This window comes from Mycobacterium sp. 050272, from assembly GCF_039023525.1.
In the GTDB taxonomy this organism is placed as follows: domain Bacteria; phylum Actinomycetota; class Actinomycetes; order Mycobacteriales; family Mycobacteriaceae; genus Mycobacterium.
Genome location: NZ_JBCHKV010000023.1, coordinates 12,895 through 31,952 on the forward strand (window position 1 = coordinate 12,895; position 19,058 = coordinate 31,952).

Here is a 19,058-nt window from a genome sequence, read left to right on the forward strand (position 1 = left end):
GCCCGGTCAGGGACGGGCGCGCAAGCCGTTGATGAACGGGCAACCCATCAGCACGCGAATGGCCTGGCCCAGCCCGGTCATGTCATCCACCGGCTTGTGAAACGGCAGCCGGATGTCGTGGTCGTCGCCGTCGCCGCCTTCGACGCGGAAACGCACTCCGTACCGGTCCAGCCCCAGCGGGCGGACGTGTCCGCGCCGCAACGGCGCCGGCAGCCGGGATACCAGGCGGGCGACGACGTCGCCGTGAGCTTTGTCCAGGTGCCACAGCAGGCTCGACTCGATCTCGCAGAATGGGTCGGGCCTCGCCGCGAGCAGATCCCCGATGTCGACGGGTTCGGCGCCGGTAGCGTCGGTAACCACGACGGACGCAACCTCGAGCCGCAGCAAGGTGTAGCGATCTTCGCCCGGGCAGGCCGGCATGCACTTCGGCGTATCGACCTGCAGCAGCGCGGGATGCGGGCACTCGCTGGCGATCACATCGAGGGTTGGGTTGATCTCGCTGGGCGGGACCTGGTGCAGGTGGCCCCGAACCCACACCAGCGAACGCACCGGCTCCCGCAGCGGAAGCGGCGCGTAGTCGGTCAGCTCGAGCAGCGCTTGGGAGCCGCCGATCCGGCCATCGGCCGTGCTGTCACTGGGAAGTGCGACCGCGAAGGATCCGTCGTGCAGAAGGTGGTGCACCGGCGTGGGCACCGGGTCCTCACGCTCGACCGCGAGCAGGGCGCCACCGGCCCGGGCACAGGCGCTGCGGATGCGTTCGGCAGTCGTCGGCGCGGCGCTGGTCACCGGTAACATCGCTCTCCTCGATCGTTAGGTAAGCCTAAGTTAACTTAGATCGCAGACCGAAGCAAGGCCGCTTTTTGATTGAGGCCACTAGGGTTGTCACCGTGGTCGGCATCACTTACCTCGGTCCCGAAGGGACCTTCACCGAGGCGGCGCTTTTGCAGATGATGTCGGCCGGCCTGGTCCCTGACCAACAGCTGGGCCCGGTCCGGCGGACACCGATCGAAAGCACGCCAGCGGCGCTGGAGGCAGTCCGTAACGGGGAGACCGACTACGCGTGCGTGCCGATCGAGAACTCGATCGACGGCACGGTGGTGCCGACGTTGGACAGCCTCGCAAACGGCTCGCCGATGCAGATCTTCGCCGAGACGACGCTGGACGTGGCGTTCAGCATCGTCGTCCAACCGGGTCGCAACGCCGGCGACGTCAAGACGCTGGCGGCCTTTCCGGTGGCTGCCGCCCAGGTGCGCCGCTGGCTCGCCGCCAATCTACCCGCCGCCGAACTGCGCCCGGCGTACTCGAACGCCGACGCCGCGCGGCAGGTGGCCAAGGGCGACGCCGACGCCGCGGTGACCTCACCGCTGGCCGCTACGCACTGGAAGCTCGAGTCCCTTGCCGAAGGCGTGGTCGACGAACCCAACGCCCGGACTCGCTTCGTGTTGGTGGGCCGGCCCGGGCCGCCGCCGGTGCGCACCGGCGCCGATCGCACCTCGGTGGTGTTGCGCATCGAGAACGCGCCGGGCGCGCTGCTCGCCGCGCTGGGCGAGTTCGGCATTCGCGACATCGACCTGACCCGCATCGAATCCCGGCCGACCCGGACCGAACTCGGTACCTATCAGTTCTTCGCCGACTGCGCGGGCCACATCGACGACGACGCCGTCGCCGAGGCACTCAAGGCGCTGCACCGTCGTTGTGTGGATGTGCGGTATTTGGGTTCCTGGCCGACGGGTTCGGCGACGGGCATCGGGCCGCCACCACCGGATGAGGCGTCGCGCTGGCTGGCGCGGCTGCGGGAGGGCAAACCTGAGCAGGCCGATGCTTCCGGCGGGGGGATGTAAACGATGAGTGGTCGGTTGGTGCTGCTTCGGCACGGCCAATCCTTCGGCAATGTCGAGCGGCGGCTGGACACCCGGCCGCCCGGGACGGATCTGACCCCGACCGGGCGCGACCAGGCCCGGGCGTTCGCGCTCGAGGCCGGGCGGCCGGCGCTGCTCGCGCACTCGGTGGCCAACCGGGCGTCGCAGACGGCCGCGGTGATCGGAACCCAGGTCGACGTCGCTCCGCGCGAATTCGCCGGGATCCACGAGGTACAGGTCGGCGAACTGGAGAACCGCAACGACGACGAGGCAGTCGCGGAGTTCAACGCCATCTACGAGCGCTGGCAGCACGGCGAACTCGACGTGCCGCTACCCGGCGGCGAAACCGCCAACGAGGTGCTGGACCGCTACGTCCCGGTGCTGACCGACCTGCGGATGCGCTACCTCGACGACCACGCGTGGACGGGTGACATCGTCGTCGTCAGCCATGGCGCGGCGATCCGGCTGGTATCGGCCGTGCTCGCCGGAGTAGACGCCGGCTTCGCGCTGGACAATCATCTGGGCAATGCCGAGTCGGTGGTGCTGGCCCCGATCACCGATGGGCGGTGGAGCTGTGTGCGGTGGGGAACCCTGACGCCGCCGTTCTATCCCGAACCCGAGGCGACGCCCGTCGCCGACGCGGTGCACTCGGGCACCGATCCAATGGGCTGATCAGACCGCCAGCGCCACCAATTCGGTGCAGGTGCAGCCGACGGCGTCGCAGTCGATGACGAACGTGTGCGCCAGCAGCTCGGGGCTGACGCAGTCCGGCTCGGTGCACTCCGAACGGCGCAGCGAGTGGCGAATAATGGTGCCGTGGCAGTGTTCCAGGCCTGCCCGGCAGTCGCGGCATTCTGCGCTCATAAGCCGTTCCTAGCACCAGGGGACGACAAATCCGCGCTGCCGCGCGGAGAAGATCGGCGGATTTGCGGGAATCGTCAACCCCACCCCAGTTCTTCCAGCCGGTCGTCGTCGATGCCGAAATGGTGGGCGATTTCGTGGATCACGGTGATTGCCACTTCCTCGACGACGTGGTCTTCGGAGTCGCAGATGTCCAGCAGTGCCTCGCGGTAGATCGTGATGGCGTCCGGTAGCGATCCGCCGTAGTCGGAGTCGCGCTCGGTCAACGCCACTCCTTCGTAGAGCCCCAGCAGTTCGGGCTCCTCGGGGTGGCGATCCTCGACGAGGATGACGACGTTGTCCATCGCGGCGGCCAGCTGGGCGGGAATCAGATCGAGCGCGTCGGAGACCAGTTCGTCGAACCGTTGCGGATCCATCCGCACGGTCATCCGGCTAACCCGCCGGCGCTGGCTCGGCTGGCGCGGGCGGTGCGCCCGGTGGGGGTGCGTCCGGCATGGGCGGTGGCGCTTGGTTACCGGCCGGCGGTGCACCGTTGTCGGCCGGAGGTGCCGGAACATCTTGCGGCGCTTGGCTGGCCGGGGCCTGGGTGGTCGCCCGGGGCGGCGTCACGACCGGCTGCTGCTGCGGCAGGTGCTGATTGCCCGGCGGCATCTCCGGCGCAGAGTTGGACTGCTGCGGCGGGCTCGCCGGCGTCTGGACCGGAATCTGCGGCATCTGCGGCATCGTGAGGCGCTCTTCGGGAATGTCGGGCGGCGGCACCGGGGCCATACCGTTGATCAGCAGTTGACCCTTGGCGCTGTTGACCAGGGTGGCCCAGCCCCCGTTACCCAGGGTGGCGCCGATGCTGCAGGCGACCTCACGACTACCCGCCGACCAGCTCGGCAGCGCCACGGTGGGGTAGATCAGCGTCAGCGTGGTGGTGCGCAATTTGATCGGCGTGAGATAGGCGTCGGTCATCTTGGTGCAGGCGTCCTTGATGTAGCCGTCCTGCTCGGGCTCGGCCGGCAGCGGCCCGGTGAACTTCTCGGCCAGGTTCACCGTGCCGGTGACCTCCATCGCGTGCGGCGCCTTGCAGTCGACCGGGACGTCGATGGGCTGGTTGGCGGTCGAGTCGATGCCCAGGCAGGTGCCGGCGGGCCACACCTTGGACTGGTCGACGTCGGCGACCTTGCCCTTGAAAGAGGCCTGTTCGTTGTTCGCACCGGGCATCTGCAGGCCGCACAGCATGCGGCGTTCCCCGGACTGACGCCACGCCCGGTCACCGGCCCACAACAGGCTGACGCTGAATTTGCTGTTGGGATCGTACTTGGGCCCGAGGTAGCGGCGCACCGCGGCCTCGCACTGCTCCTGGCTGATCTGCTGGATGCGAGCCGGCGACGGCGGCGCGGCGTTGGGGCCGTATTCCGAACCGGGGAAGGTGCGCATGTCGATGGATTCGGCGACCTCGAACTTGTGGTCGTCGGTGCACTTGACGATGCTCGCGGACTCCGGCGTGACGTCCGGCCACATCAGGCAGTCGCCGGTCTTGGCGCGGTTGAAGGCGGCGTCGGTCTTAGCTCCGGTGCTGGGTACCGGGTTGCTGTCGAGGTAGCCGGCAAGCCTGCCCTGCCCCGCCCCGCCGACCGGCAGCGCGGTTACCAGGCCGGCGATCAACAGCCCGCCGAGCGCGAACAGGAGCAGCGCCCGTCGGGTCGCGGTCGCCTGCAGGGTTCGCGGCAACTGGAAGCCGGCCGGCGGCTGCTCCGCCTCAGCGGTGGGCGGGCCGGGTGCGGCGACTTCCGTCTCGAGGGTGTCCGACATCGCCTCCCATTCTGACAGGACGCTCGGGCGAACGTGACAAACGTTACACATGTGAGTCCTGGGGTTAGCTCTGTCGGGTGCTCCCGCGCGACGGGTGCCGAGCCGAAAGTAATCTTGCGGCCGTGATCGACCTCAAGCTGCTCCGGGAAGACCCCGACGCCGTGCGCCGCTCCCAACTCAGCCGCGGTGAGGATCCGGCGCTGGTCGATGCGCTGCTGACGGCCGACGCGGCCCGCCGGGCCGCGATCTCGACGGCCGACACGCTGCGCGCCGACCAGAAGGCCGCCAGCAAGAGCGTGGGCAAGGCGTCGCCCGAGGAGCGACCGGCGCTGTTGGCGCGCGCCAAGGAGCTCGCCGATGAGGTGAAGGCCGCCGAGACCGCCCAGGCCGACGCGGAGGCCGCGTTCACCGCCGCGCACATGGCGATCTCGAACGTCGTCATCGACGGGGTGCCCGCGGGCGGGGAGGCCGATTTCGCGGTTCTCGACGTCGTCGGTGAGCCGCCGGCGATCGAGAACCCGAAGGATCACCTGGAGCTGGGTGAGTCGCTGGGCCTGATCGACATGGCGCGCGGCGCCAAGGTGTCCGGCTCGAGGTTCTACTTCCTGACCGGCAAGGGTGCGCTGTTGCAGCTCGGCCTGCTGCAGCTGGCGCTGCGGCTGGCCGTGGAGAACGGATTCGTCCCGATGATCCCGCCGGTGCTGGTGCGGCCCGAGGTGATGGCGGGCACCGGATTCCTGGGCGCCCACGCCGATGAGATCTACCGGGTCGAGGCCGACGACCTCTACCTGGTCGGTACCTCGGAGGTGCCGTTGGCGGGCTATCACTCCGACGAGATCCTGGACCTGTCCGGCGGTCCGCTGCGGTACGCGGGCTGGTCGTCGTGTTTCCGCCGGGAAGCGGGCAGCTACGGCAAGGACACCCGCGGCATCATCCGGGTGCATCAGTTCGACAAGGTCGAAGGTTTCGTCTACTGCACGCCCGGCGAGGCCGAGGCCGAACACCAGCGGCTGCTGGGCTGGCAGCGTGAGATGCTGGCGCGCATCGAGGTGCCGTACCGGGTAATCGACGTGGCCGCGGGCGATCTCGGGTCGTCGGCCGCTCGCAAGTTCGACTGTGAGGCGTGGGTGCCCACCCAGCAGACCTACCGCGAGCTGACGTCGACGTCGAACTGCACCACGTTCCAGGCGCGCCGGCTGGCCACCCGCTACCGCGACGCGGGAGGCAAGCCGCAGATCGCCGCGACGCTCAACGGGACACTCGGCACCACCCGCTGGCTGGTGTCCATCCTGGAGAACCACCAGCGGCCCGACGGCAGCGTGCGGGTGCCCGCCGCCCTGGTGCCGTTCGTCGGGACCGAGGTGTTGGAGCCCTAGGCGTTGACCGTCGCGCGCTCTTGTTCGTGGCGGCGCTGCCGTTCCATCGTCGCGAAGTAGAACGCGAACGCGAACGCGAAGCTGGTGAACAGGCTGGACACGAAGTACAGCCAGGGACGCTTATACCCGCGGCGATAGCCGTCCACAATGGTAAAGATCGGCAGCAGAACGACATTGGCGATCGTGTAGTCCTGGCTGGCCGAGCTGGCCGCGGGGTTGGTGAACATCAGCTTGATGTATTCGGCCCAGCTCCCGTGTTCGCCCCACAGCGGGTTGGTGGATCCGTGCGAGTACTCCGCCACGTAGGTGATGTTGAAGTACCAGCCGAGCGCGACCGACGCGATCCCGACGACGTAGTAGACGATTTCCATCGGAGAGAAGAATCCGCCGGTGGCGGGCCGGGCGAAGACCGTCGAGTTCGACCGGACGATCCAGATGATGACCGCGAGTCCGAGTACCGCGTGGGTGATGAGGGAGACCATGGGCGCAGTCTCGCCCCCGCCGCGAAGTTTTGTCAATAATGACACAACATTTCTTGGTACCTTACTGAAATGGTTCGGCCCGCCCAGACGGCACGCAGCGAGCGCACCCGCGATGCGTTGCGGCAGGCTGCGGTGGTGCGATTCCTGGCCCAGGGCGTGGAAGACACGTCGGCCGAACAAATTGCCGCCGACGCCGGGGTATCGCTGCGCACGTTCTATCGGCACTTCACGTCCAAGCACGACTTGCTCTTCGCGGACTACACCGGGCTGCACTGGTTTCGCGCGGCCCTGGATGCCCGGCCGGCGGGCGAGGCGATCATCGATTCGGTGCAGTCGGCCGTTTTCGCGTTCCCCTATGACGTCGACGCGGTGACCAAAATCGCCGCCCTGCGCCACGACGAACTCGACCCCGGCCGCATCGTTCGCCACATCCGTGAGGTCCAGGCCGACTTCGCCGATGCCATTGGCGCGCAACTAAACCGGCGCAGCGGCGGGACCAACGGCACCGCGCATCTGACGGTGGACGAACAGGTACGCACCGCGGTGACCGCGCGGTGCATCGCGGCCGCGGTGTTCGGCGCGATGGAAGTCTGGATGGACAGCGACGACCGGTCATTGGGTGAACTCGCGCGGCTGTGTCATGGCGCGCTCGAGTCGCTGCGTGCGGGAATCACCGACTCGTGGAGCTCGGCCGCTGCGCGGCGAGTTTCGTCATAATTGACAAAACTTTGCGCCCGTGCGAGCCTCCTTTCCGGAGGGCAGGCATATGACTGACTATGACGCGATCGTTATCGGTGCAGGGCACAACGGGCTCACCGCGGCCGTGCTGCTGCAAAAGGCGGGACTGCGCACGCTGTGCCTGGACCCCAAGCTCTACGCGGGCGGCATGGCGTCCACCGTAGAGCTGTTCGACGGGTACCAGTTCGAGATCGCCGGCTCGGTGCTGTTCCCGACGTCGTCCGAGGTGGTCCGCGAGCTGGGCCTGGACGCCATGCCGACGATCGACCTGGACGTCATGTCGGTGGCCGTGCGTGGTGTCGGCGACGATCCGCTGATCCAGTACAGCGATCCGATCAAGCTGTTCACCCACCTCAACGAGGTGCACGGGGCGGAGGCCGTCAACGGGATGGCGGGGCTGATGGGATGGGCTCAAGCGCCGTGCCGCGCGTTGGGCCGATTCGAAGCCGGGACGCCGCCCAAGAGCATCGACGAGATGTATGCCTGTGCCACAAACGAATTCGAGCGCTCAGCGATCGACGACATACTGTTCGGATCGGTCACCGACGTGTTGGACCGGTACCTGCCCGACCGCGAGAAGTTCGGTGCGATCCGCGGCTCGATGACCGTGCTGGCCGTCAACACGCTCTACCGCGGGCCGTCCACGCCGGGAAGTGCTGCCGCGCTTGCCTTCGGACTCGGCGTTCCCGAAGGCGACACCATGCAGATGAAGAAGCTGTGCGGGGGCATCGGCGCACTGACCGCTCATCTGCGCGAGGTGTTCGAGAGCCACGGCGGCGAAGTTCGGTTGCGCACCAAGGTGACCGACATTCTGGTCGCCGACGGACAAGTCACCGGAGTCCGCACCGAGGCGGGCGAGACATTCAACGCCCCGATCGTGGTGTCGGGCGTCGCGCCGGACGTCACACTCAACGAGATGGTCGATCCCGCCGAGTTGCCCGCCGATATCCGGGAACGCTATGCGCGCATCGATCACCGCGGCAGCTACTTGCAGATGCACTTCGCACTGGACGATGCGCCCGAATTCGCGGCACCCTACGAGATGCTCAACGACCGGGCCATGCAGGCCTCCATCGGGCTGTTCTGCACGCCGGAAGAAGTCCAGCAGCAGTGGGAGGACGCCCGCCGCGGCATCGTTCCGGCCGACCCGACGGTGGTGCTGCAGATCCCGTCGCAGAACGACCCGGACCTGGCGCCGGACGGCAAGCACGCCGCTTCGGCATTCGCGCTGTTCTTCCCGATCGAGGGCGATGTTGATTACGGGCAGGCGAAAATCGAGATGGGTCAGCGGGTCATCGACAAGATCACCCGGCTCGCACCGAATTTCGAACGCAGCATCATCCGGCACACCACCTTCACGCCCAAGCACATGGGGGTGATGTTCGGTGCCCCCGGCGGCGACTACTGCCACGGCCTGTTGAACGCGAACCAGATCGGTCCCAATCGGCCGGGTCCGAGAGGCTTTCTCGGCCAACCGATCCCGATCAAGGGACTGTACCTGGGCAGTGCGGGTTGTCACGGCGGACCCGGGATCACCTTCACCCCTGGCTACAACGCCGCGCATGCGGCGCTGGAAGACCGCTAGCCGAGCCGGGCCAGCAACTCGTCGAGCAGGGCGATGAATTCGGCCGGGCGCGCCGGGGTGAACGCCGGGTTCGGCCGGGCGCGGATGTCCAGGGTGATCAGCGTCGACCGCAGTGGTCGTTGCACGTCCAGCGGCAGCCAATAGCGCGGGTCGGTACCGCCCCACAGGGTGAACCGGGCCGTGAACCAGCCCAGCGGCTGGGATTTGTATGCGCGGATCGAGCCCAGTGCGATGATCTTCGACGTGCCGTCAGGAAAGTGGTAGCGCCGCAACGTGATCGCCGCCCGGTCCAGCTGTACCAGGCCGTCGTCGTAGGTATCGGTCATACCCGGCGGCTCCGCAGCTCGTGACCGCGGGTGGTCAGGCAGCGGCCGTTGTCGAGCCGCCACTGCCAGCCATGCAGATTACAGGTGAGGGTGTCACCCTCGATCACACCGAATTTCGACAGATCGGCCTTGAGGTGGGGGCAGCGGCGCGCAATCTCCCAGCCGTCCATGGTGATCGACGCGGAGTCGTCATGCGTTTCGGCGAACCAGCCGTCGGCGTAGGCGATGCGTTCGTCGGTCAGGCACTTGAAGAAGGTGTACAGGTATTCGTTGTAGCCGCCGACCCGCCACGCCCGGAAACGCGTGGACAAGAAGATGGTGTTGACCCAGTCCGGTTCCCGATCGCGCAGCACGGTGCGCACCAACTCGGGGGCGATCGCAAAGCCGTAGCGGAACTTCTCATGCGCAATGCGTTCGCGGACAATCCTTTTCGGGAAGTCGAGGACCACCGTCTCAGAGCCGATCACCAGCTCGACCGGGTAGCCGATGCCGTCGCAGATCTCGTCGCTCTGCAGCATGATCGGCTCGAACAATGCGCGCAGCGGTTCCAGCAGCGGCTCGCCGGCCGCGGGTGCCCAGCCGGCCCGTTCGGCGGCCAACACCGGGGCCATCCGTTCGGCATAGTCGGCGATATAGGCCGCCTTGCCCGTGGTGAAGATGGCCTCCACGTCTTCGTCGGGTAATGGATGCCGTAGCGAATTCAGCGACCTGCCAGTGAAATCCGCGACGGATCCCGGAATCATCAGCAGGCCGCGTTCGTGCCCGTGGCGGCGCATTTGGTCCAAGAACACCAGTTGGTCCGGGAAGATGTTGGCCGGATCACCGTGGTCGTCGTTGAGGTGGCGCAACTCTGGGTCCAAAAAGCATGGCGGTCCCGCCGACGGCACCACCCAAGTCGCACCCACCTGCGCGATGTACTGGCGGGCGCGATCCATTTGGCGCTGCCGCTTCTGGGTACCGAACGCCGCCTTGGCCCGGGCCGGCATGTCGTAGACCATCGGATACCAGATCGCCCCGGAATACTGCAGCAGGTGGACGTCGATATGCCCGAACTCGGTCGCCAGCATGTCCAGATCGACTGGGCGGGCGTCGTTCATGTTGAAAAGCGTTGTCTCGCCGTCGGACACGACGAGGGCCGAGTCGCCGATCGGGCCGTCGGCGGGTGCCCGCAGTGCGACGACCATGACGTCCAGGTCACCCTTGGGTCCGCTGACGTGGTGCGTGACCGAGTCGCTGGTCTCGAAGAACCGGTGAAAACCTATTTCCTGCAGTTCATTTCGAAGGTCCGGCACGGGGAAGTCGGGCAGTAGCACCACCGCGTCCTTGTTGACGTGATCGCGCAGCAGGTTCGCGTCGAAGTGGTCCTTGTGCAGATGTGAGACATACAGGTATTCGCAGTTGCCGAGGCTGTCCCAGTCCAGCGCGGTGTTGTCGGGGAACGGGAACCATGACGCGAAGTAGGCCGGATTGACCCAGGGATCGCACAGAATGCTGCCCGCCCGGGTTTGGATCAGAAATCCGGCGTGGCCGACGCTCGTGACCTGCACAAATGCCTTTCGAAGGGTTCTGTCGAATCCCTTTGAGCTTAGCGTGAGGTGCTGTCCGAGGTGATATCTCGGGTTGGTTCTAGGCCTGCCACAGTCGCCGGTAGTAGTCGATGCGCACGGGGTCTGGCTCGACGCCATAGGCGGTGAAGAACTCCGACTCCCAATTCCGGCCGGGATAGTTCCAGCCCAGCGAGAGCGTCGCGACTGCCAGATCGGCCCATCGATCCGCCACCCCGAGGTCGCCGACGTCGACGTGACCGCAACAACGGCCGCCGTCATCGATCAGGGTGTTGGGTGCACACGCGTCACCGTGGCAGACCACCAGCCGATCGACCGGCGGCGGTTCGCCGACGCGGCTGCGGACGGCGCGGGGCAGGGCGGCCAGCCGGCCGGCCGGCGACCATTCGAAAGGGTATGTGGCCGTCGGCAATCCGTCGTGCAGGTCACGCAGCCCGGCACCGATCGCACGCACCGCCATCTCCGGGGCCGCCAGCCACCGTGGGTGCACCGCGGACAGTCCCGCCAGCCCGCGGGTGTGCAGCCAGGCGCGGTCGTCGTCGACCCCGAATCCGAGCACCTGCGGCACCGCCACATGCCGGGCCGCCCAGCGCAGCCGCCGCGCTTCGGCGGCGAAGTCGGTGCCGCGTGCGTTAGCTGTCTTGACGAATTCCGGGCCGGAACCGGCCTGGCCGAGCCGGAAGGTCACCCCGCTTTCCTCGTTGACCCAGACCGCGCGAACGGGCCGGCCGGCGGCGAGGTTCTCGACGATCGCGGGTACCGCCGGCGGCGACGAAGGAAAGCTCACGGGTCACCTCTTTTCACCACTTCAGGCGGCTCACAGTCGGGCGCACTAGGCTGACAACCTGTGGAACCGGTATACGGGACGGTCATTGCGCTTGCTCGCCTGGTCTGGCGTCTCCAGGGCCTGAAGATCACTGTCTCCGGCGTCGAGAATCTACCGACCAGTGGCGGCGCGGTGATCGCGATCAACCACACCGGCTACCTCGACTTCACGTTCGCTGGGCTGCCGGCGTATGAGCAGGGCCTCGGCCGCAAAGTGCGGTTCATGGCCAAGCAAGAGGTGTTCGACGACAAGATCACCGGTCCCATCATGCGCAGCCTGCGCCACATTCCGGTGGATCGGCAGGACGGGGCCGCGTCCTACGAGGCGGCCGTGCGCAACCTCAAGGACGGCGAGCTGGTCGGCGTCTACCCCGAAGCGACGATCAGCCGCAGTTTCGAGATCAAGGAATGCAAGAGCGGTGCCGCGCGGATGGCCGTGGAGGCCGGGGTGCCGATCGTTCCGCACATCGTCTGGGGTGCGCAGCGGATCTGGACCAAGGGCCACCCGAAGAAGCTCCTTCGCCCGAAGGTACCGATCACGGTGCTGGTCGGCGAGCCGATCGAACCCACGCTGGGTGTGCCGGAGCTGCGGGGGCTGCTGCACTCGCGGATGCAGCATTTGCTGGAACGAGCGCAGGAGCAGTACGGACCGCACCCGGCCGGCGAATTCTGGGTGCCGCGCCGGTTGGGCGGTGGCGCCCCATCCCTGGCTGAAGCCGCTCGGATGGACGCCGAGGAGGCGGCCGCGCGGGCAGCGCGGCGGGCCCAAGCCGCGGGGGCGCCGGAGTAGCCGCCGATGGTGGAGCCGACCTATCGCACGTTGGAGATCCTGTCCCGGCTGGGAGTCTTCGCCTCGGGCACCAGGATCAGCTACGGCGGGGTCGAGAACATCCCCGATCGCGGGGGTGCGGTGGTCGCGATCAACCACACCAGCTACGTCGACTGGCTGCCGGCCGGGCTGGCCATGCGCCGGCGCCGGCGTCGGCTGCGGTTCATGATCAAGGCCGAGATGCAGCAGGTGAAGGTGGTCAACTTTCTGATCAAGCGCACCCACACCATTCCGGTGGACCGCAACGCCGGCTCGGGCGCCTACGCGGTGGCCGTGCAGCGGCTTCGCGAGGGGGAGCTGGTCGGGGTATATCCCGAGGCCACCATCAGCCGCAGTTTCGAACTCAAGGAGTTCAAGACGGGTGCGGCCCGGATGGCCCGCGAAGCCAACGTCCCGATCGTCCCCGTCATCGTCTGGGGTGCGCACCGGATCTGGACCAAGGACCATCCCCGCAGCATCGGCCGGAATAAGGTGCCGATCACCGTACGGGTGGGACCGCCGCTGCACGCCGACGACGACATCGCCCAGACCGACGACGCGCTGCGCGAGGCGATGACCAAGCTGCTCTACGAGGCGCAGCAGCAGTATCCGCACCCGGTCGGGGAATTCTGGGTCCCGCACCGGCTGGGCGGTGGGGCGCCGACGATGGCCGAGGCGGCGCAGATCGAGGCGGACGAGGCCGCGGCGCGTGCGGCGAACCGCACGCCGCGCCAGTAGCCTTACTGCGGAGGAGAAGACATGGCAGAGGGGTTTTACCGGTTCGGCGAATTGATCGTTCCCCCGCTCGTCGCGATGAACGGGACCAAGTTCACGTTCCACGGGCTGGAGAACATTCCGCAGCGCGGCCCGGCGCTGAGCGCGCAGAACCACACCAGCTACCTGGACTGGCTCCCGTCGTTGTTCGCCGCGCGGGAACGGGGCCGGCGGATGTACTTCATGATCAAGGCCGAAATGGCCGACGTGAAGGCCGTCGACTACGTGATCAAGCACGCCAGGCTCATTCCGGTGGACCGGCGCAACGGGCATGACGCCTTCGCGACGGCGGTACAGCGACTGCGGGCTGGCGAACTGATCGGGATGCACCCCGAGGCCACCATCAGCCGCAGTTTCGAACTGCGGGAATTCAAGTCCGGTGCCGCGCGCATGGCGTTGGACGCGCAGGTGCCGATCGTCCCGCTGATTGTCTGGGGCGCACACCGGATTTGGCCGAAGGATCATCCAAAGAAGGTGTTCCGCAATAAGATTCCGATCACGGTGTCCGCCGGGCGCCCGATTGCTCCGCACGGTTCCGTCGAGCAACTCAACGCGACGCTGCGCGGGGCGTTGAACGAGTTGCTCTACCGGGTGCAGGAGGAGTATCCGCATCCGCCGGGCGAGTTCTGGGTGCCGCAGCGCCTGGGCGGTGGCGCACCGAACCGCGATGACTCCCAGCAGATCCGGCTGGTCGAACTGCAGCAGCGGGCCCTGAAGTACGGGACCGACGGAGTCACCCGGCCGGGCGAGAAGCAAAGCGGACGGCATTGACGAGGGCGACCGGCCCGGCGGGCGGATCGCCTGAGTGACGGCTCAATGACGGCGCCGACTTCGCGGCCGGCGCTTATCGCCTGCGACGTCGACGGCACCCTATTCGACGACGACGAAACCATCACCCCGCGTACTCGGGCGGCGGTGCGCGCCGCCGTGGCCGCCGGCGCCAAATTCATTGTGGCGACTGGTCGCCCGCCACGCTGGATTCGTCCCATCGTCGACGAGCTGGGCTTCGCGCCGATGGCCGTGTGCGCCAACGGCGCCGTCATCTACGACCCCGCCACCGACCACGTGGTGTCGACGCGCACGCTGCCCGTCGACACCCTGGCCGAATTGGCCGAGCTGGCGACCCGCGTGATACCGGGGGCCGGTCTGGCGGTGGAGCGGATCGGCCACAGTGCCCACGACACGGCGACCCCGCAGTTCGTCAGCTCGCCGGGCTATGAGCACGCATGGCTGAATCCCGACAACACCGAGGTGTCGATCGAAGACCTGCTCAGCGCGCCGGCCATCAAACTGTTGATCCGCAAGGCCGGTGCCCGCAGTGCGGACATGGCCGCCGAGCTGGCCAAGCACGTCGGCGTGGAGGGCGACATCACCTACTCCACCAATAACGGCCTGGTGGAGGTGGTGCCGCTGGGAATCAGCAAGGCCACCGGCATCGAGGAGATCGCCCGGCCGCTGGAGATCGTCAGCGACGAAGTGGTGGCGTTCGGGGACATGCCCAACGACCTGCCGATGCTGCGGTGGGCCGGTCACGGTGTGGCCATGGGCAATGCCCACCCCGATGTGCTTGCCGCCGCCAACGAGATCACCGCGCGCAACAGCGACGACGGCGTCGGACGCGTTCTGGAACGGTGGTGGGGCTAGCCCGGCCGCGCCGGTGCTGATCTCTGCCGAAGCCTCAGCAAATGTGGCAGACTGCCCGCGTGCCCGCCTTCCGGCCCGTCGCCCCTCGTCAGGTGTTCTAGTGGGGTCGCAAGACGAGCCGCCGAAGGGTGGTGAGCCCATCGACGACAAGCCCGACGATGTGGATGCCGAACTCGGCGATAAGCCGGAGGCGGAGCCGGACAAGCTCGCCGGCAGCGACGAGGCCGAGCAACCCGCGCACCAGGACGACTCCGGACGCTTCCCGTCCGGCGGCAGCATGGAGTTCCAGGACGCGGCGACGACGAAGCCACGCCCGCCCACACCGGCTGAACAGCGGGCCCGGGCCAAGTACGAAAAGCAGCAGAAGGAGCTGGAAGAGGCGCGGCTAGCCGCCGAGGAGAAGCGCCGCCACCAGCGCCGGGTGTTGATGGGCGCCGCGGCCGCCGTGGGCGTGGTGGGCCTGGTGGCCGGCCTCGGATACTGGATGTTGTCGGAGCCGGCGACCGTCACCGCCCAGTGCGTCCAGGACGATCCGAGCGGTCAGCCGGTGATCGTGCCGGACAGTTACTGCACCGGCCACACCGAGGGACTCAACGGCTTCTTCTTCTACGGCGGGCACCAATACCGTTACTACTACGGCAGTTCGGGCTCGGTGGGTTCGCGACCGAGCGGTGGGACGACGACCGCCCCCAAGGGCGCCAACATCACCACCAAGTCGGGGAGCAGCATTTCGCGCGGCGGCCTGGGCGGCTCGTCGCCCGGGAAGAGCAGCGGATCGTGAAGCGCGCCAGACAGCGGCCGCGGCCGAACTGGCAGACGATCGTCGAATCGCAAGGCCTGGTGTATGGAACGCCCGCGCGTGACGCCAGGGGCCGCGACCGCCCGTACTGGGACGAATCGGTGTATTACGAGTTCGAGATGGACGAGATCCTGGCGCTGGAAGCCGATGTCGAACTGCTGCACTCGATGTGCCTGAACGCCGTCGAGCAGGTAGTGCTGATGGAGCGCTACGCGGAATTCGGTCTGCCGGAGTGGAGTTGGCAGCCGATTGCCGAGTCGTGGCGGCGGTCGGACCCACACGTGTACGGCCGCTTCGATTTACGCTACGACGGCCGGCGACCGGCGGTGCTGCTCGAGTACAACGCCGATACGCCGACGACACTACTGGAAGCCGCTATCCTGCAATGGTATTGGCTCAAGGACTGCTTCCCCGGCGACGACCAGTGGAACTCCTTGCACGAACAGCTGGTCGACCGGTGGAAGCAGCTGCGCGATCTGTTGCCCAACGACGAGCTCCACCTGAGTTGGTCGGGCATGGAGGCCACCGGCGAGGACCAGATCACGACCACCTACATGCAGGAAACCGCCGCGGAGGCGGGCTTTGCGACCGTCGGCCTGACGATCGAGGACATCGGCTGGGACTCCGCGCTGAAACGCTTCGTCGACCTGGAAGAGTCACCGATCCACTCGGTCTTCAAGCTCTACCCGTGGGAGTGGGTGCTCGACGACGAGTTCGGCAAGAACGTGGTGTCCAGCCTGCCGCAGACGGCGTGGATCGAACCGCTGTGGAAGACGTTGTTGTCCAACAAGGCGATTCTCGGCATCTTGTGGGAGATGTATCCGGGCCACCCGAACCTGTTGCCCGCCTACATCGACGATCCGCACGAGCTGACCGAATACGTCCGTAAACCCAAGCTGGGGCGTGAAGGCGCGAACATCACCGTCGTCGGCGCCGGCATGCAAACCGCGACGGGCGGTGTCTACGGCGAAGAGGGATACGTCTATCAGCTGCTGGACCCGCTACCGGAATTCGACGATATGCGGCCCGCGTTGGGCGCGTGGATCGTCGGCGATACCGCCGCCGGCCTCGGCATCCGCGAGACCGCGGGCCTGATCACCGACGACGGCGCAGCCTTTGTCCCACACCGGATCCCCCAGAAGTGAACTTCTGAGCAAGTGAACGGAGTTGATCGTCGATGACAAACATCGTGGCGCTGAATTCGGGCTATTGGGACCACGGTTATTGGGCGGTGCTCGGCCGTGGCGCCGGCGCCATCATCTTGTACGCGATCGTCGGGCTGATCCTGATGCTGGTCGGGTTCTACGCCATCGACCTCACCACGCCGGGCCCGCTGCGCAGGATGGTCAACGCGGGAAAGCCGAACGCGATCATCGTGTCCGCGGCGGGCATGGTCAGCATGGCGTTGATCGTGGTGCTGGCGATCTACTCGTCGTCTGGAAAGCTGGCCGAAGGCTTGGTGGGATCGGCGGTCTTCGGACTGGTGGGCATCGTCGCCCAGGTGGTGATGATGCGGATCGCGACCATGGTGATCGGCATCGACATGGATGTGTTGTTCAACTCCGACGAGTTCAATTATGAGGCGCTGATGGTGGCCGCCGCACAGGTGGCGCTGGGCATCGTGGTGGCGGTCGCGATCCTCTGACGGCAACCGCCTAGCGGGAGGCGCTGTCCCGCAGGCTCTTTGGTGGCACTGTGGATGCGGTGAGGGCGTCCGCATCGATGGTCTGAGGTCGGTACGGCAGCGTCGGCAAGCGCGCCGACATCGCTGCGACGGGGTGGTCACAGGCCTCGGTCAGCCCGCAAAGAAACGCCCATTCATGTTCGTCGCTACCGAAATAAACGACGGTTGGGAAGGTTTCGCGAAATCGCTGCCACGACGCGCGCAGCGATTCGTTGCGCCACAAGGTAGGACAGCCGGCCTGGGCGGCGATCACCCTGCCGATACTCGCGCAGCGTCGCAGGAACTCGGTGCCGTAAAGCCGATTGTGCTGGGCCGCCTCGGTGCGTTCGTCGGGAAGATCGATCACCACGACGTCGTATTGCGTGGTGACGCGCTCGACGAATTCCCAACCGTCGCAATAGTGCATGGCAACCGGACCGGAACCTGTTTCCGCCCTGCGTAGTTCGTCCACCGTGTAGCCGTAGGGCAGGTGTCGCGCGCACAGCCGCACCGCCTCGCGATCGATGTCGACGTGATCGACGTGGACGGCGCCCGCGGACACGGCTTGCTGGCAGACCACGCCCTCGCCCGAGCCGATGACGAGCACGCGCTCGATCCGGCCGGCCAACAGCAGCGCCGGTACCAGCAGTGCCTCGTGGTAGACCAGCTGACTGAATTCGGTGCTCTGACGTTCGCCGTCGCTGAACAACGACACGCCCTGCCGGGTGCGGCCGATCACCAGGTTCTGGAATTGGGTGTCGACGTCGCAGATGACCTCGGCGAGGTCCCAGACCCGGGTCAGCCCCGGCGCCAGCGGTTCGGCGACCTCCCACCGGTTGTCGGAGGGATCGTCGAAATATGTTGGCAGCGAGGGAAACCCATTGAACTGGACGGAGGAATAGCTCGCCGTGTACGCGCCGGCATCGGCGATCTCGATGCGGTCGCCGGGGCTCAGGGTGACCGGAAGCGGATAGCTCTGATACAGCACATCGTCGCCGTCGCAGGTAGGACCCGCGATTACCGCGTCGCCGATGGGATCGCCATCGCGGCCGGTGCGCAGGCGGTACCGGATGTACTCGTTTTCGGTCTCGGCGAGGCCGCCGTAGCGGCCGATGTCGAGATACACCCAGCGCCGGGTATCGGTGCCCGTGCGCACCGCCACCACCTCGCAGCTGATCGTGCCTGCCGAACCCGCGATCGCCCGCCCGGGTTCGATAGCCAGCTGCGGCGGGTTCGCGCCGAAGTGGCGGGCCAGTGCCGTGTGGGCGGCCTCGGCGATGACGTCGAGGTCCGGTGCGCCGACCGCGTACGCCAACGGGTAACCGCCCCCGATGTTGATCGTTCCGATTTCACCTATTTCGTCGAAGATGGCAGCGGCACAACGTATTCCGAGCTCCCACGCCGAGGGGTCCAGTTGCTGTGACCCGACGTGAAAACACACGCCCTCGGGGCGAAGTCCCAGTCGCGCGGCCCGGTTCAGCAATTCGGCGGCGGCATCCGGGGTGCAGCCGAACTTGTGGCCGAATGGGGTCACCGACGACGGAAAGTCGGGCGCGATACGGCATTCCACCGCCGCGGCCGGCGCGTGTTCGGCGATGGCGTCGAGTCCTTGTTCGGTATCGAACGCGAACCGCCGCACGCCGCGCGCGTGTGCCCGGGCGATGTCGGCGGGCTTCTTGACGGGGTTCCCGAACGTCAGCAGGCTGCCGTCGATTCCGGCGGAGCCGCACGTGTCGATCTCACCGACCGATGCGACGTCGAAAGCGCAGCCCTGAGCGGCCAGCAGGCGCAGGATCGGTTCGGCGGGGTTCGCCTTGACCGCGTAACGGACCTGCGCCTGGGGAAACGCGGCGCGCATCGCCTGGAAGTTCTTGCGCACGCGACCCAGATCGATGCTCAGATACGGCGTCTCGGGCACAGGTCGCAGACTAGTACTCGCGTCGGCGCCGGGTG

Annotated in this window: 20 protein-coding genes and 1 pseudogene; 12 read left to right on the top strand and 9 right to left on the bottom strand. The window is 67.1% G+C overall.

All coding sequences use genetic code 11. The features are described from left to right. Window positions 1-6: 6 nt before the first annotated feature. Window positions 7-795: a DUF2470 domain-containing protein gene (locus AAHS21_RS28585; protein WP_342930803.1), complete on the bottom strand. Its 789-nt coding sequence runs from the start codon at window positions 793-795 to the stop codon at window positions 7-9. Between the two features lie 92 nt (window positions 796-887). On the opposite strand from AAHS21_RS28585, the gene pheA reads away from it, so the two are divergent. Both pheA and AAHS21_RS28595 read left to right on the top strand, forming a co-directional pair. Then, window positions 888-1,841, top strand: a complete 954-nt coding sequence (pheA, locus tag AAHS21_RS28590; RefSeq protein ID WP_342930804.1) for a prephenate dehydratase — start codon at window positions 888-890, stop codon at window positions 1,839-1,841. A 3-nt stretch (window positions 1,842-1,844) separates the two neighbouring features. After that, a complete protein-coding gene (locus tag AAHS21_RS28595) occupies window positions 1,845-2,531 on the top strand; it encodes a histidine phosphatase family protein (protein ID WP_342930805.1) in 687 nt (228 codons plus the stop codon). On the opposite strand, the gene AAHS21_RS28600 is transcribed toward AAHS21_RS28595, so the two are convergent. From AAHS21_RS28600 to AAHS21_RS28610, 3 genes and pseudogenes are all read right to left on the bottom strand, one after another. Next, window positions 2,532-2,723 (bottom strand): hypothetical protein, encoded by a 192-nt coding sequence (locus AAHS21_RS28600; RefSeq protein WP_090597839.1) that lies wholly within the window; start codon window positions 2,721-2,723, stop codon window positions 2,532-2,534. Further along, window positions 2,720-3,148 (bottom strand): annotated as a pseudogene (locus AAHS21_RS28605) (metallopeptidase family protein). Before AAHS21_RS28605 ends, AAHS21_RS28600 begins: the two are co-directional and overlap by 4 nt. Window positions 3,149-3,152: 4 nt before the next feature. Then, window positions 3,153-4,520, bottom strand: a complete 1,368-nt coding sequence (locus AAHS21_RS28610; RefSeq protein ID WP_342930806.1) for a septum formation family protein — start codon at window positions 4,518-4,520, stop codon at window positions 3,153-3,155. Between the two features lie 122 nt (window positions 4,521-4,642). On the opposite strand from AAHS21_RS28610, the gene serS reads away from it, so the two are divergent. Continuing rightward, window positions 4,643-5,896 (top strand): serine--tRNA ligase, encoded by a 1,254-nt coding sequence (gene serS, locus AAHS21_RS28615; protein WP_342930807.1) that lies wholly within the window; start codon window positions 4,643-4,645, stop codon window positions 5,894-5,896. On the opposite strand, the gene AAHS21_RS28620 is transcribed toward serS, so the two are convergent. Then, complete coding sequence (locus tag AAHS21_RS28620; protein WP_096290617.1) at window positions 5,893-6,378, bottom strand: DUF2834 domain-containing protein; 486 nt, start codon at window positions 6,376-6,378, stop codon at window positions 5,893-5,895. The two genes, serS and AAHS21_RS28620, sit on opposite strands and share 4 nt — an antisense overlap. A 69-nt stretch (window positions 6,379-6,447) precedes the next feature. Between AAHS21_RS28620 and AAHS21_RS28625 the strand changes: the two genes are divergently transcribed. Together AAHS21_RS28625 and AAHS21_RS28630 are read left to right on the top strand one after the other, a co-directional pair. Then, window positions 6,448-7,095 (top strand): TetR/AcrR family transcriptional regulator, encoded by a 648-nt coding sequence (locus tag AAHS21_RS28625; protein WP_342930808.1) that lies wholly within the window; start codon window positions 6,448-6,450, stop codon window positions 7,093-7,095. A gap of 49 nt (window positions 7,096-7,144) precedes the next feature. Continuing rightward, window positions 7,145-8,701, top strand: coding sequence for an NAD(P)/FAD-dependent oxidoreductase (locus AAHS21_RS28630; RefSeq protein WP_342930809.1), 1,557 nt, complete (start codon window positions 7,145-7,147; stop codon window positions 8,699-8,701). Here the strand turns inward: AAHS21_RS28630 and AAHS21_RS28635 are convergent. The 3 genes from AAHS21_RS28635 to AAHS21_RS28645 form a co-directional block, all read right to left on the bottom strand. Next, window positions 8,698-9,027 (bottom strand): hypothetical protein, encoded by a 330-nt coding sequence (locus tag AAHS21_RS28635; RefSeq protein WP_342930810.1) that lies wholly within the window; start codon window positions 9,025-9,027, stop codon window positions 8,698-8,700. The genes AAHS21_RS28630 and AAHS21_RS28635 overlap by 4 nt on opposite strands. Further along, window positions 9,024-10,574: an MBL fold metallo-hydrolase gene (locus tag AAHS21_RS28640; protein WP_342930811.1), complete on the bottom strand. Its 1,551-nt coding sequence runs from the start codon at window positions 10,572-10,574 to the stop codon at window positions 9,024-9,026. The genes AAHS21_RS28635 and AAHS21_RS28640 overlap by 4 nt, the downstream gene beginning before the upstream one ends. A gap of 79 nt (window positions 10,575-10,653) precedes the next feature. Further along, complete coding sequence (locus AAHS21_RS28645) at window positions 10,654-11,379, bottom strand: phosphotransferase (RefSeq protein WP_342930812.1); 726 nt, start codon at window positions 11,377-11,379, stop codon at window positions 10,654-10,656. A gap of 60 nt (window positions 11,380-11,439) precedes the next feature. Here AAHS21_RS28645 and AAHS21_RS28650 point away from each other — a divergent pair, with 60 nt between their 5' ends. From AAHS21_RS28650 to AAHS21_RS28680, 7 genes are all read left to right on the top strand, one after another. Beyond that, entirely contained in the window at window positions 11,440-12,207 is a 768-nt protein-coding gene (locus tag AAHS21_RS28650; RefSeq protein WP_342930813.1) for a 1-acyl-sn-glycerol-3-phosphate acyltransferase, read from the top strand. Window positions 12,208-12,213: 6 nt separating this feature from the next. Continuing rightward, window positions 12,214-12,963 (top strand): 1-acyl-sn-glycerol-3-phosphate acyltransferase, encoded by a 750-nt coding sequence (locus AAHS21_RS28655; protein WP_342930814.1) that lies wholly within the window; start codon window positions 12,214-12,216, stop codon window positions 12,961-12,963. 21 nt (window positions 12,964-12,984) lie between these two features. Next, a complete protein-coding gene (locus AAHS21_RS28660) occupies window positions 12,985-13,770 on the top strand; it encodes a lysophospholipid acyltransferase family protein (protein ID WP_342930815.1) in 786 nt (261 codons plus the stop codon). A gap of 45 nt (window positions 13,771-13,815) precedes the next feature. Further along, window positions 13,816-14,643 carry an HAD family hydrolase gene (locus tag AAHS21_RS28665; protein WP_342930816.1) on the top strand — a complete coding sequence of 276 codons (828 nt, stop codon included), beginning with the start codon at window positions 13,816-13,818 and terminating at the stop codon, window positions 14,641-14,643. A 100-nt stretch (window positions 14,644-14,743) separates the two neighbouring features. Beyond that, complete coding sequence (locus AAHS21_RS28670) at window positions 14,744-15,424, top strand: hypothetical protein (protein WP_342930817.1); 681 nt, start codon at window positions 14,744-14,746, stop codon at window positions 15,422-15,424. Then, window positions 15,421-16,587, top strand: a complete 1,167-nt coding sequence (locus AAHS21_RS28675) for a glutathionylspermidine synthase family protein (RefSeq protein WP_342930818.1) — start codon at window positions 15,421-15,423, stop codon at window positions 16,585-16,587. The genes AAHS21_RS28670 and AAHS21_RS28675 overlap by 4 nt, the downstream gene beginning before the upstream one ends. A 32-nt stretch (window positions 16,588-16,619) precedes the next feature. Beyond that, entirely contained in the window at window positions 16,620-17,087 is a 468-nt protein-coding gene (locus AAHS21_RS28680) for a DUF350 domain-containing protein (protein ID WP_342930819.1), read from the top strand. 10 nt (window positions 17,088-17,097) lie between these two features. Here AAHS21_RS28680 and AAHS21_RS28685 read toward each other — a convergent pair whose 3' ends face one another. Beyond that, a complete protein-coding gene (locus AAHS21_RS28685) occupies window positions 17,098-19,023 on the bottom strand; it encodes an alanine racemase (RefSeq protein WP_342930820.1) in 1,926 nt (641 codons plus the stop codon). Between the last annotated feature and the right edge of the window lie 35 nt (window positions 19,024-19,058).

What these genes read in the sequence shown, in the direction of transcription:
- AAHS21_RS28625 (WP_342930808.1), top strand. Translation starts at nt 6,448, where the DNA reads ATGGTTCGGCCCGCCCAGACGGCACGCAGCGAGCGCACCCGCGATGCG.
- AAHS21_RS28585 (WP_342930803.1), bottom strand. Translation starts at nt 795, where the DNA reads ATGTTACCGGTGACCAGCGCCGCGCCGACGACTGCCGAACGCATCCGC.
- AAHS21_RS28635 (WP_342930810.1), bottom strand. Translation starts at nt 9,027, where the DNA reads ATGACCGATACCTACGACGACGGCCTGGTACAGCTGGACCGGGCGGCG.
- AAHS21_RS28620 (WP_096290617.1), bottom strand. Translation starts at nt 6,378, where the DNA reads ATGGTCTCCCTCATCACCCACGCGGTACTCGGACTCGCGGTCATCATC.
- AAHS21_RS28595 (WP_342930805.1), top strand. Translation starts at nt 1,845, where the DNA reads ATGAGTGGTCGGTTGGTGCTGCTTCGGCACGGCCAATCCTTCGGCAAT.
- AAHS21_RS28665 (WP_342930816.1), top strand. Translation starts at nt 13,816, where the DNA reads ATGACGGCGCCGACTTCGCGGCCGGCGCTTATCGCCTGCGACGTCGAC.
- AAHS21_RS28600 (WP_090597839.1), bottom strand. Translation starts at nt 2,723, where the DNA reads ATGAGCGCAGAATGCCGCGACTGCCGGGCAGGCCTGGAACACTGCCAC.
- AAHS21_RS28680 (WP_342930819.1), top strand. Translation starts at nt 16,620, where the DNA reads ATGACAAACATCGTGGCGCTGAATTCGGGCTATTGGGACCACGGTTAT.
- AAHS21_RS28660 (WP_342930815.1), top strand. Translation starts at nt 12,985, where the DNA reads ATGGCAGAGGGGTTTTACCGGTTCGGCGAATTGATCGTTCCCCCGCTC.
- AAHS21_RS28655 (WP_342930814.1), top strand. Translation starts at nt 12,214, where the DNA reads ATGGTGGAGCCGACCTATCGCACGTTGGAGATCCTGTCCCGGCTGGGA.
- AAHS21_RS28610 (WP_342930806.1), bottom strand. Translation starts at nt 4,520, where the DNA reads ATGTCGGACACCCTCGAGACGGAAGTCGCCGCACCCGGCCCGCCCACC.
- AAHS21_RS28630 (WP_342930809.1), top strand. Translation starts at nt 7,145, where the DNA reads ATGACTGACTATGACGCGATCGTTATCGGTGCAGGGCACAACGGGCTC.